The following is an 11,992-nucleotide window of genomic DNA, read 5'->3' on the forward strand; positions in this document are numbered from 1 at the left end:
GCCGTTGCCCTCGCCGAGGGCCACCCTCCGCTCGTCGCCGACCCACACCTTCACCGACGCCTCGGTGTCGATCATCGACTCGCCGGCGTCGATGGGCACACCGCCCCGCACCGCGTTGCGGTGATAGGTGGTGACCCGGTAGCCCTCGAGGGAGAAGAACTCCTGGCGCCAGCCGCCGGCGGCGCGCATCAGCAGCTCGAGCGATGCGTCGGCCGCCTCGTAGACGAACCCCTGGGCCTCGCGCTCCTTGAGCTGGTCGGTCAGGTTCGTGGCCGACGGGCCGTCGAGGACGACCCCCATCTCCTCGGCCTTCATGGCCATGCCGCTGCGTCCGCCCAGGTCGCTGACCAGCACCCGGGTGTGGTTGCCGACCACGCCGGGGTCGACGTGCTCGTAGCTGGCGCTCCCCACCTTCCCGAGCCCCGAGGTGTGGAGGCCCGCCTTGTGGGCGAAGGCCGACGACCCGACGTAGGGGTCTGCCGGGTGCGGAGGGAGGTTCACCAGCTCGGCGACGTGGCGGCTCACTGCGGTGAGGCGCTCCATGCGCCCCTCGGGCAGGCAGGCGATGCCCAGCTTCAGCTGCAGGTCGGGGATGGCGGTCATGAGGTTGGCGTTGCCGGTGCGCTCGCCGTACCCGTTGATCGTGCCCTGCAGCTGGGTGGCGCCCCCGAGCACGCCGGCCACCGAGTTGGCGACCGCGCACCCTGAGTCGTTCTGGGTGTGGATGCCGACCTGGACGTCCGCGCCGAGGTGGGCGACCACCTCGGCGGTCGCGGCCTGCACCTCGTGGGGCAGCGAGCCACCGTTGGTGTCGCACAGCACGAGGCACGCAGCCCCGCCCTGGGCGGCGGCCTCGAGCACCCGCAGGGAGAACTCGGGGTCGGCCCGGTAGCCGTCGAAGAAGTGCTCAGCGTCGAAGAACACCCGCAGGCCCTCGCCCCGCAGGAACGCGATCGAGTCGCCCACCATGGCCACACCCTCCTCGAGGGTGGTGCCGAGGGCCCGGGTCACGTGGAACGCCGAGGACTTGCCCACGATGCAGGCGGTGGTGACCCCCGCCTCGACCAGGGCGCGCAGCGTGGGGTCGACGTCGACCTTCCCGGCCGGGCGGCGGGTGGAGCCGAAGGCCACCAGCTCGGCGGACTCGAGCTTCAGCTCCGACGGGGCCCGGGCGAAGAACTCGGCGTCGCGGGGGTTGGCCTGGGGGAAGCCGCCCTCGATGAAGCGGACGCCGAGCCAGTCGAGCTGCTCGGCCACGCGCAGCTTGTCGTCGACGGTGAGCGAGATGCCCTCGAACTGGGCGCCGTCGCGCAGCGTCGTGTCGAAGACGTCCACGGCCGAAGGGGCCCCGGGCGGCCGCCGCTCAACCGGGTCACTCACGGTGCAACCCATCGAGCATCGCTGCAGTACGGGTCCGAACGGGGAACCTGCGCGAACCGGCCCGGCCCGGCGCAGCCGCTGGGGGTCTGGGACCCAGCCCCTTCAGTGAACCGCTCACCAGGAGGGCCGATCCCCACACCGCCCACGCATGCGCCGGCGCAGCCGCTGGGGGTCTGGGGGTCTCCCCCAGAGGAAGGCGCAGCCGATCCAGCTTGCTGGTCGGCGAAGCCAGTGCCGCGCGAGCGCAGCGAGCCCGACCAGCTCGAGCGAGAAGCTCCGCTTCGAGCTCGAAACCGACTACTCGGCATGCTCGACCCAGTCCTTGTACTGGTCGACCTCGCCCCGCACGGTGCGGTGGTACTCCTCGCCGATCGCCACGGTCATGGGGCCGGGGCAGACAATGGCCCGGTCGTCGACCGAGCTGATCGAGGAGACCTCCGCCGCGGTGCCGCACACGAAGGCCTCGTCCGCGATGTACAGGTCGCTGCGGGCGATGGTGCCGACGGTGACCTCGAAGCCGTGGTCCTTGGCGATGGCGGTGACCGTGCTCTGGGTGACGCCCTCGAGGGCGCCGGATGACAGCGGGGGGGTGATGAGCTTGCCGTGGCGGGCCACGAAGATGTTCTCGCCCGTGCACTCCGAGACGAAGCCCTGCGGGTTGAGCATGATCGCCTCGTCGTAGCCCGCGTTGAGGGCCTCGACCTTGGCCAGCGACGAGTTCACGTAGTTCCCGGTGGTCTTGGCCGCCGGCGGCATGGTGTTGTGGTCGTGGCGCGTCCACGACGAGATCTTCATGCGGACCCCCTTGGTGAGGGCGTCGTCGCCGAGGTAGGCGCCCCACGGCCAGCACGCGATGGCGACGTCGACGGAGCACGGCAGCGTGTTGAGCCCCATCTCGCCGTAGCCGTAGTAGGCGATCGGGCGGATGTAGCAGCCGGGCAACCCGGAAGCGACGACGACGGCCTTGGCCGCATCGGTCAGCTCCTCGATGGAGTACGGCATCGGCATGCCCATGATGCGGGCCGACTCGTGCAGGCGGCGCATGTGGTCGGTCAGGCGGAAGATGCCCGGGCCGTTCGCGGTCTCATAGGCGCGGATGCCCTCGAACACACCCATCCCGTAGTGCAGCGAGTGGGTGAGGATGTGGATCTGGGCCCGATCCCACGGCACCATGTCGCCGTTCATCCAGATCTTCTCGGTGGGCGCGATCGGCATGGGCGTTCTCCTTCAGATGCGCTCGGCGACGGCGTCGCCGATCTCAGGCGTGGTGGTGGGGTGCGGTCCGGCGGCGGCCTCGTCGGAGGCGGAGGCGGAGGTCAGCTCGGCGGCGACCGACGCGCAGGCGGCGCGGATGCGCTCGGCGGCGTCGGTCTCGCCGAGGTGGTCGAGCATCAGGGCGGCGGAGAGCACCGCGGCGACGGGGTTGGCCCGCTTCTGGCCGGCGATGTCGGGGGCCGAGCCGTGGACCGGCTCGAACATCGAGGGGCTGGTGCGGTCGGGGTTCAGGTTGGCCGACGAGGCCAGCCCGATGCCCCCCGACACCGCCCCGCCCAGGTCGGTGAGGATGTCGCCGAAGAGGTTGTCGGTGACGATCACGTCGTAGCGGCCCGGGTCCGACACGAAGTGGATGCATGCCGCGTCGATGTGGTTGTAGGCGGTGGTCACGTCGGGGAGCTCGGCGGCCACCTCGTCGAAGGTGCGCTGCCACAGGTCACCTGCGAAGGTGAGCACGTTGGTCTTGTGCACCAGGGTCAGGTGCTTCCGCCGGGTGCGGGCCAGCGCGAATGCGTACCGGATGCAGCGCTCGACGCCCATGCGGGTGTTGACCGACCCTTGCGTGGCGACCTCGTGCGGGGTGCCCCGCCGCAGGTAGCCGCCCTCGCCGGCGTAGGTGCCCTCGGTGTTCTCCCGCACGACCACCATGTCGATGCCGGCGTCGGGCGCGAGGAAGGGCCGGTGGTTGATGTACTGGTCGAGCTCGAAGCGCATCTTCAGCAGCAGGCCCCGCTCGATCAGCCCCGGCGGCACCCCCGGCGTGCCGACCGCGCCGAGGAGGATGGCGTCGAAGGCGCGCAGCTCGTCGAGCACCTCGTCGGGCAGCACCGTCCCATCGCGCAGGTAGCGGGCGCCACCCAGGTCGAAGTCGGTGGTGGCGAGCTCCACCCCGGTGGCGCGGACCACCTTCAAGGCCTCGGCCACCACCTCGGGACCGATCCCGTCTCCTCCGATGACTGCCACGGTGTGGGCCACTCGCTCGCTCCTCTCTTCCTCGTCGTCAGATTCGGGAACGGGTCCCGAGAAACAGAAAACCGTCCACCGCGAGGTGGACGGTCGAGGCGCACGCCGGGATGTCGACGTGCGCTAGGCGATGATCGCTACGGGGTCCGACGGATACGGCACGGCGAGATCATAGGTCAACCGGGTCTGACCGGCGAGAAGAACCGACGGTGAGATGGCGAGCGCCGGGACGGGTCAGCGCACAGCGACCACGGGCGCCGTTGGCTCGCCTCGCTATCCTTGATCGCCATGTCCGACACCGCGCAGCTCTCCCAGGCCGCCTACGACCGGCTCAGGTCGGAGCACATCGACCTGACCACCCGCGGCCGGGTCGAGATCGCCCGCAAGATCGAGACCGCCCGCGAGCTGGGCGACCTCTCGGAGAACGGTGACTACCACGCCGCCAAGGAGGAGCAGGGGAAGATGGAGGGCCGCATCATGCACCTCGCCGCCCTGCTCGAGGACGCCGAGATCGTCGACGCCGAGGGCGGCGGCGTGGTCGGCACCGGCTCGATCGTGACCCTCACCATGGACGGCGAGGAGGAGCGCTACCTGCTCGGCTCCATCGAGGAGCGCGTCGAGGACCTCGAGATCATGTCGACCGGCTCACCCCTCGGGGAGGCCCTGATGGGCAAGGAGGCCGGCTACTCCTTCACCTTCACGACCCCGACGGGCTACGAGATGCCGGTCGCCATCGCCGCCGTCGACTGAGCCGAGGTGACGATGAGCGAGCACGCGATCGACCCCGACGAGATCCGCGCCGATGACCTGCTCGACCCCGACGGCACCGGCGAGGACGCGGACATCCCCGAGCCGCCCGGGCTCCCCCGGGGTCGGTTCGTCGAGCTGCCGGGCAAGGGGCCGAGCTGGGTCCGCGCTGATGATGACGCCGCCGGACGCACGAACGTCCTGCTCATCCACGGCTGGACCGTCACCGCGGACACCACCTTCGCTGCGACCTACTCCTCCCTGGCCGAGCGCTACCGCATCATTGCCCCGGACCTCCGGGGCCACGGCCGGGGCCTGCGACCCCGGGGACGGGGACGGGTGCGCCTCGACGACCTGGCCGACGACTGCGCGGCGGTGCTCGATGCCCTCGATGTCGAGCGGGCCGTCGTCGTCGGCTACTCACTGGGCGGCGCCGTCGCTCAGCTGGTGTGGCACCGTCACCCGGGGAAGGTCGCCGGCCTGGTGCTGTGCTCGACCGCCCGCCACTTCCAGTCCGGCCCCGCCGGCGACCTCTGGTACCGGGGCCAGAGCTGGATCGCCCCGGTGGTGCGGGCCTGGCCCGGCCCGGCTCGCACCCGGATGCAGCAGGCCGTCGAGGGCAAGGTGGCCGACGGGCCCTACGCGGAGTGGTTCCGGCGCGAGCTCCTGCGCAGCGATCCGTCGACCCTGCTGCAGGTGGGCGCCGCACTGGGCCGCTTCCGCTCGAACCTGTGGATCGGCGACGTCGACGTTCCCACCGCTGCGGTGATCACCACCCATGACCGCACGGTGCCCAGCCGCCGTCAGCGAAGCCTGGCCGCCGCCATCCCCGGCGCCCGCACCTACGAGGTCGCCGGCCCCCACAACTCGGCAGTCACCCAGCCCGAGGACTGGGTGCCGATGCTGCGCCGGGCCCTCGACGAGCTCGGCGCCGACACCGCCCCGGGCTGAGCGAGGCCGGTCGGCCCCCCCACCCCGCCCAACCGACGTGGGGCGACCCTGCCCGATCGGCCACAGTGGGACTGCCGCCGCAACCCAGGAGAACCCGATGCTCGCCGAGCAGCTCCAGTCCGATCTGACCGCCGCCATGAAGGCGCGCGACGAGCTCACCCGCACCGTCCTGCGATCGGCCATCGCCGCGGTGAAAGAGGCGCGGGTCTCGGGCGACGAGGCCCACGCGGTGAGCGACGACGACGTGATCGCGCTGCTGGTCAAGGAAGCCAAGAAGCGCGAGGAGGCCGCTGCGGCCTACGACGACGGCGGTCGCCCGGAGCAGGCCGAGCGCGAGCGGGCCGAGGGCGCGGTCCTGGCCCGGTACCTGCCCGCCCCACTCACCGGCGACGAGCTGACCGAGATCGTCGACCGGGTCATCGCCGAGGGCGGCTACTCCTCGCCCAAGGACATGGGGCCGGTCATGCGGGAGGCCCAGGCTGAGCTCCGCGGCCGGGCCGACGGCAAGGCCCTCTCCGCCCTCGTCAAGGCCCGCCTCAGACCCGGTTGATCGGCACCGATGAGTTCGGCGGCGCCACGGCGTCCATGGGTGCATCGCCCACCACCTGGAGGACAGTCCCATGCCCCACCGTGATTCCACCCCTGCCGGCCACCCGTGCTGGATCGACCTCATGACCTCGGACCCCGACGCCAGCCGAGCGTTCTACGGTGAGCTCTTCGGGTGGACCTCCGAGGTCGGCGGCCCGGAGCACGGCGGCTACATCACCTTCGCCCTCGATGGCGAGCTGGTCGCCGGGGCCATGGACAAGAACGCCATGCCCGACGGCGGCGACGCTCCCGACGCGTGGTCGGTCTACCTCGCCGTCGACGACGCCCAGGCCACGGCCGATGCGGTCACGGCCCACGGCGGCCAGGTCATGGTGGCCCCCATGGACGTCCCGACGAAGGGCACCATGGCCTTCTACCTCGACCCCGGCGGCGCCACCGTCGGCGCCTGGCAACCGGGCGGGCACACCGGCTTCGGGGTCCTCGCCGAGCCCGGTAGCCCGGGGTGGTTCGAGCTCCACACCCGCGCCTACGACAAGAGCGTCGCCTTCTACGAGGAGGTGTTCGGCTGGGACACCTACGTGGCGAGCGACACCGACGAGTTCCGCTACACGACCCTGGGCGAGGGCGAGGAAGCCGACGCCGGGATGATGGACGACACCGTCATGGGCCCCGACGGACCACCCGCCCACTGGGCGATCTACATCCAGGTCGCCGACACCGATGCGGCCGTGGCCCGCGTCGAGGAGCTGGGCGGGGCGGTGGTGACGGCTCCCGAGGACACCCCCCACGGCCGCCTCGCCGTGGCCACCGACCCCACCGGCGCCCTCTTCCGCCTCGTCGGCTGACCGGCGCGACGCGTCCCCCGGGCCTCGGGGGGGCGAACCGGCAGCGCTTTCGGACACGACCGCCGGGCATCTGCCGAAGGTTCGCGTCCGCCACCCTGATGCAGACGCGCGGCACGTGCGCCCCGAGCCGTCGTCGGCTCAGCTCGGCAGGACGGCCTCGATGCGGGAGGCGGCCGCCACCACGGCGGGGCCGTGGCGCTTGCCCGGGGTGGGGCCGAGGCGGTCGACCGGTCCGCTGATGCCCACCGCAGCCAGCACCCCGCCGTCGGCGCTGCGCACCGGGGCGCTGACCGAGGCCACACCCGGCGCCCGCTCCTCGACCGACGCCACCCACCCGCCCTCCCCGACGCCGTCCGGGTCGCGCAGCACCTGCCCGGCGGAGCCGAGCTCGAGGGGCAGACGGGCCCCCTCGACCACGATCGTCCTCAGCTCGTGGGCCGAGTCTCGCGACAGGAGGCAGCGACGGGTGTCCTGACCCTCGCGCACGTAGAGCTGGGCGCTCTCGCCCGTGGCCTCCACCAGGGCGGTCAGGGCGGGGCCGGCCGCCTCCCCCCACGGCCACCCTGCCGCCGCAGCCCGGCCCAGGACCACCAGCTCAGCGCCGAGGGCGAAGCGGCCGTCGTCGGTGCGGCGCACCAGGCCGTGGTCGGCCAGGGCCGACGCCAGGCGGTGGGCCGTGGGCCGGGCCAGCCCGGTCGCGGCGACGAGGCCGGAGAGCGCCCGCGGGCCGTCGGCCAGAGCTCGCAGGACCAGGACGGACTTGTCGACGACCCCGACGCTGCGTACCCTGGGTTCCACAGAGCGAGATCATCGTCTTGCATGTTGAGACAGTCAAGCCCCGATCCAGCGAGGAGAGTGCCGTGGCCCAGCCCCGGACGTTGAGCGAGAAGGTGTGGGACTCCCACCTCGTGGCGCAGAGCGAGGGCGAGCCCGACCTCCTCTACGTCGACCTCCACCTCGTCCACGAGGTCACCAGCCCCCAAGCCTTCGACGGGCTGCGCCTGAGCGGGCGCACCGTGCGGCGCCCCGACCTCACCGTCGCCACCGAGGACCACAACGTCCCCACCACCGACACCCACCTGCAGATCGCCGATCCCGTCTCGCGCACGCAGGTCGAGACGCTCCGGGCCAACTGCACCGAGTTCGGTGTCACCCTCCACCAGATGAACACGCCCGGCCAGGGCATCGTGCACATCATCGGCCCCGAGCAGGGTCTCACCCTGCCGGGCATGACCATCGTCTGCGGTGACAGCCACACCTCGACCCACGGCGCCTTCGGTTCGCTCGCCTTCGGCATCGGCACCAGCGAGGTCGAGCACGTCCTCGCCACCCAGACGCTGCCCCAGCAGCCGACCAAGACCCTCGCCATCACCGTCGACGGCGAGCTGCCCGCCGGCAGCACGGCCAAGGACGTGATCCTCGCCATCCTCGGCCGCATCGGCACCGGCGGGGGCATCGGCCACATCGCTGAGTACCGGGGCTCGGCCATCCGGTCCCTGTCGATGGAGGGCCGTATGACGGTCTGCAACATGTCGATCGAGGCCGGGGCGAAGGCCGGGATGATCGCTCCCGACCAGATCACCTTCGACTACCTCCGGGGCCGCAGCCACGCCCCCACCGGTGCGGCGTGGGACGACGCCGTCGCCCAATGGGAGAGCCTCGTCACCGACCCCGACGCCTCCTTCGACCGGGAGGTGCGCCTCGACGGCGCCGAGATCTTCCCCCACGTCTCGTGGGGCACCAACCCGGGGCAGGTCTCGCCCATCACCGCGTCGGTGCCGGACCCGAGCGCCTTCGCCGACCCGGTCGAGCGCAACGCCGCCGAACGAGCCCTCGAGTACATGGGCCTCGCCGCCGGCACCCCGCTCACCGAGGTCGCCGTCGACACCGTGTTCATCGGCTCGTGCACCAACGGGCGCATCGAGGACCTGCGGGCCGTGGCGGCGGTGGCCGAGGGGCGACGGGTGTCGTCGGGGCTGCGCACCCTCGTCGTGCCCGGCTCGTGGAAGGTCAAGGAGCAGGCCGAGGCCGAGGGCATCGACGCCGTGCTCCGCGCCGCCGGCTTCGACTGGCGCGACCCAGGGTGCTCGATGTGCCTGGCCATGAACCCCGACAAGCTGGTGGCCGGCGAGCGCTGCGCGTCGACCAGCAACCGCAACTTCGAGGGCCGTCAGGGTCGGGGCGGGCGCACCCACCTCGTGTCCCCCGCCGTCGCCGCGGCCACGGCCATCGCCGGGCACTTCGCCACCCCCGCCGACCTCGCCCCCGCCGGAGCCGGAGCCTGAGAGACATGGATGCAGTGCACATCGTCACCGGCACCGCCGTGCCCCTCGACCGCTCCGATGTCGACACCGACCAGATCATCCCGTCGGACTGGCTCAAGCAGGTCTCTCGCACCGGGTTCGAGAAGGGCCTCTTCTCCGAGTGGCGCGACGACCGCGCCTTCGTGCTCAACCGAGAGGAGCACGCCGGCGCGACCATCTTGTTGGCGGGCTCGAACTTCGGTACCGGCTCGTCGCGCGAGCACGCGGTGTGGGCCATCCAGCAGTACGGGTTCCAGGCGGTGGTGTCGCCCCGCTTCGGAGACATCTTCCGCAACAACGCAGCCAAGAACGGGCTCGTGCCCGTGGTGGTGTCGGCCGAGGTGAGCGAGCACCTGATGCGGGCGGTCGAGGCCGATCCGACCCTCGAGATCACCATCGACGTCGAGCGCCGCACCCTCGAGGCCCCGGCCATCGGGCTCACCGCGGAGTTCCCCCTCGACGACTCGGTGCGCCATCGCTTCCTCGAGGGGCTCGACGACATCGCCATCACCCTGCGCCGGGCCGACGTCATCGACGCCTACGAGGACACCCGCCCGACCTGGCTCCCGTCCACCGCCTGACCCCGCCGGGCGGAGACGGCCCCGACCCGTGTCGGGCCGCCGGCAAGGGGTAGACGGAGCAGATGGATCCGTCCCAGCCCGTCCTCGTCACCGGTGCCACCGGCTACATCGGAGGTCGGCTGGTGCCCGAGCTGCTCGAGGCCGGGTACCGGGTGCGCTGCTTGGTGCGGACCCCGGCCAAGCTGGCCGACGAAGCGTGGTGGGACCGTGTCGAGGTGGTCGAGGGTGACCTGACCGACGCCGACTCGGTGGCCGAGGCCATGGAGGGCGTCGAGAGTGCCTACTTCCTGGTGCACTCGATGGGGGGAACCAAGGACTTCGCGACGCGTGACCGGGAGGTGGCGGCGACCTTCCGCGACGCCGCGGCCGGCGCCGGGGTGGGGCGCATCGTGTACCTCGGTGGCCTGGGCGACGACGGCGACCCCGACCTCAGCCCCCACCTGAAGAGCCGCCACGAGGTCGGTCGGGTGCTGGCCGACGGCCCGGTGCCGGTCACCGAGCTGCGCGCCGCGGTGATCATCGGGTCGGGCTCGGCCAGCTTCGAGATGCTGCGCTCGCTCGTCGAGGTCCTCCCGGCCATGGTGACGCCCCGGTGGGTCGACAACCGCTGCCAGCCCATCGCCATCCGCGACGTGCTGACCTACCTGGTCCGCGTGATCGACACCCCCGAGGCCGATGGCCGGATCCTCGAGGTCGGCGGGGCCGACATCCTCAGCTACGCCGACATGATGCGCACCCATGCCCGGGTCGCCGGGCTGCCCAAGCGCATCATCCAGCGGGTCCCGGTGCTCTCGCCGACCCTGTCCTCGCTCTGGATCGGGCTCGTGACCCCGCTGCCGTCCGAGCTGGCCCGGCCCCTCGTCGAGAGCCTCATCAGCGAGGTCTACGTCGATGAGCGGCCCATCTCCGACGTGATCGACCACACCCCCATGGGCTTCGAGCGCTCCCTTGAGCTGGCCCTGCGGAGGGTCGCCGACCTCGAGGTCACGACCCGGTGGTCCGACGCGGCGCTCCCGGGCCGGACCCCGGCCGACCCGATGCCCACCGACCCCGATTGGGCCGGCGGCCGGTTGCTGGCCGACGAGCAGGAGGTCACCACCGACGCCGAACCGGAGGCGGTCTTCGCCACCGTCGAGGGCATCGGCGGGAAGCGGGGCTGGTACGTCACACCCCTGCTGTGGAGCGCGCGGGGCGTCATCGACAAGCTCGTCGGCGGCGTCGGGATGCGGCGCGGTCGCCGTCACCCCGACCGCATGGGCATCGGCGACGCAGTGGACTTCTGGCGCGTCGAGGCGGTGGAGCCACCCCACCTGATCCGCCTCCGGGCCGAGATGCGACTGCCCGGTGAGGCGTGGCTCGAGTGGCGCATCGACTCCACCGACGGCGGTCGCACCCGGGTGCGCCAGCGGGCCCTGTTCCACCCGCGGGGGCTGCTGGGTCGCGTCTACTGGTACGTCCTGATCCCGTTCCACGTGCTGATCTTCAAGCGCATGTGCCAGCGCATCGTGCAGGCCTCCGGCGGCCGGACCGACGGCCTCCCCGAGACCAAGGCCGTCGCCTGAGCCACCTCGTCCGAGGGTGACGCCGTGGTCGCCCTCACTCGAACGAAACTGCCACCCTGGTGGGCGTCGGGGCCCCACCAGGGCGGCAGTTTGCCGGTGGTATCTTCGCCGGTGACCGACGCCACGCCTACGGTGACTGAGGCCGTAGCATCGATGCCCATGCGTCGGCTCCGCAACGCGTTCGTCCTCGGTGTGCTCGTCGGGCTGGTGATCGCCCTGGCACGGGCGGTGGGCGAGCGGCGGCGCCCGCCTGGCGCGGTGGGCACCGGGACCCCCGCCCTGTCCCGTCCGCCGCCGGTGGCATCGACCCGGGCCCCCGGCGATGACCCCGTGAGCTCGGTGCCCACCCCCTCGACGGTTCCCTCCCCGGTCGCTCCCGCCCCCTCGACGATCGCCCCCTCGACGATCGCCCACTCGAGGATCGCCCCCTCGACGACCACCCCCTCGACGACCGCCCCCTCGACGACCGCCCCCTCGACGACCGTCCCCGAGGTCACTCTCCCCCCGGTCGAGGTCGACCCCCTGCCGCCTGGGTCCCCAGCGGACTCTGCCGGCCGCGCACCGGTGGTGACCGGGGCACCGATGCCCGACGGCGACGCGACGTGGGTGGCGCCGGTGGAGGGCGCCTGTCCCGACGGGTACCCGGTGAAGGCCAAGGAGGCCAGCCGCATCTTCCACGTCCCCGGCGGGCTCTCCTACGACCGCACCCGACCCGAGCGGTGCTACCCATCTCCCGCGGCCGCCGAGGCCGACGGCTTCCGAGCCGCCAAGCGCTGACGGCGCCGCCGCGCCCCTCAGACCTCGTCGGGCCCCACCTCGTCTCCCGTCGCCGGGGC

The 11,992-nt window shown here is 72.3% G+C and carries 12 protein-coding genes; 8 read left to right on the forward strand and 4 right to left on the reverse strand.

Translation table 11 applies throughout. The features are described from left to right. The 3 genes from cimA to VNL12_RS14585 all read right to left on the reverse strand — a co-directional run. Nucleotides 1–1,392, reverse strand: a 1,392-nt coding sequence (gene cimA, locus VNL12_RS14575) for a citramalate synthase (RefSeq protein WP_414654906.1), incomplete at its 3' end; no start/stop codon positions are given. A 285-nt stretch (nt 1,393–1,677) separates the two neighbouring features. Further along, complete coding sequence (locus VNL12_RS14580; RefSeq protein WP_325595671.1) at nt 1,678–2,595, reverse strand: branched-chain amino acid transaminase; 918 nt, start codon at nt 2,593–2,595, stop codon at nt 1,678–1,680. A 12-nt stretch (nt 2,596–2,607) separates the two neighbouring features. Beyond that, complete coding sequence (locus VNL12_RS14585; RefSeq protein WP_325595672.1) at nt 2,608–3,630, reverse strand: 3-isopropylmalate dehydrogenase; 1,023 nt, start codon at nt 3,628–3,630, stop codon at nt 2,608–2,610. Between the two features lie 276 nt (nt 3,631–3,906). Between VNL12_RS14585 and VNL12_RS14590 the strand changes: the two genes are divergently transcribed. From VNL12_RS14590 to VNL12_RS14605, 4 genes are all read left to right on the forward strand, one after another. Next, a complete protein-coding gene (locus VNL12_RS14590; protein ID WP_325595673.1) occupies nt 3,907–4,368 on the forward strand; it encodes a transcription elongation factor GreA in 462 nt (153 codons plus the stop codon). A 12-nt stretch (nt 4,369–4,380) separates the two neighbouring features. Further along, a complete protein-coding gene (locus VNL12_RS14595; protein ID WP_325595674.1) occupies nt 4,381–5,316 on the forward strand; it encodes an alpha/beta hydrolase in 936 nt (311 codons plus the stop codon). Nucleotides 5,317–5,413: 97 nt separating this feature from the next. Continuing rightward, complete coding sequence (locus VNL12_RS14600) at nt 5,414–5,866, forward strand: GatB/YqeY domain-containing protein (RefSeq protein ID WP_325595675.1); 453 nt, start codon at nt 5,414–5,416, stop codon at nt 5,864–5,866. A 70-nt stretch (nt 5,867–5,936) separates the two neighbouring features. After that, nucleotides 5,937–6,710, forward strand: coding sequence for a VOC family protein (locus VNL12_RS14605; protein WP_325595676.1), 774 nt, complete (start codon nt 5,937–5,939; stop codon nt 6,708–6,710). A 138-nt stretch (nt 6,711–6,848) separates the two neighbouring features. Here the strand turns inward: VNL12_RS14605 and VNL12_RS14610 are convergent, their stop codons facing one another. Then, nucleotides 6,849–7,508 (reverse strand): IclR family transcriptional regulator, encoded by a 660-nt coding sequence (locus VNL12_RS14610; RefSeq protein ID WP_325595677.1) that lies wholly within the window; start codon nt 7,506–7,508, stop codon nt 6,849–6,851. Nucleotides 7,509–7,570: 62 nt separating this feature from the next. On the opposite strand from VNL12_RS14610, the gene leuC reads away from it, so the two are divergent. The 4 genes from leuC (at nt 7,571) to VNL12_RS14630 (ending at nt 11,933) form a co-directional block, all read left to right on the forward strand. Next, nucleotides 7,571–8,995, forward strand: a complete 1,425-nt coding sequence (leuC, locus tag VNL12_RS14615; RefSeq protein WP_325595678.1) for a 3-isopropylmalate dehydratase large subunit — start codon at nt 7,571–7,573, stop codon at nt 8,993–8,995. A 5-nt stretch (nt 8,996–9,000) separates the two neighbouring features. Further along, a complete protein-coding gene (leuD, locus tag VNL12_RS14620) occupies nt 9,001–9,594 on the forward strand; it encodes a 3-isopropylmalate dehydratase small subunit (RefSeq protein WP_325595679.1) in 594 nt (197 codons plus the stop codon). Between the two features lie 62 nt (nt 9,595–9,656). Beyond that, complete coding sequence (locus tag VNL12_RS14625; protein ID WP_325595680.1) at nt 9,657–11,156, forward strand: SDR family oxidoreductase; 1,500 nt, start codon at nt 9,657–9,659, stop codon at nt 11,154–11,156. A 159-nt stretch (nt 11,157–11,315) separates the two neighbouring features. Then, on the forward strand, nt 11,316–11,933 hold the full coding sequence (locus VNL12_RS14630; protein ID WP_325595681.1) for a hypothetical protein: 618 nt from the start codon (nt 11,316–11,318) through the stop codon (nt 11,931–11,933). The last annotated feature ends 59 nt before the right edge of the window (nt 11,934–11,992 follow it).

This window comes from Iamia sp. (genome assembly GCF_035575815.1).
Lineage (GTDB): Bacteria > Actinomycetota > Acidimicrobiia > Acidimicrobiales > Iamiaceae > Iamia.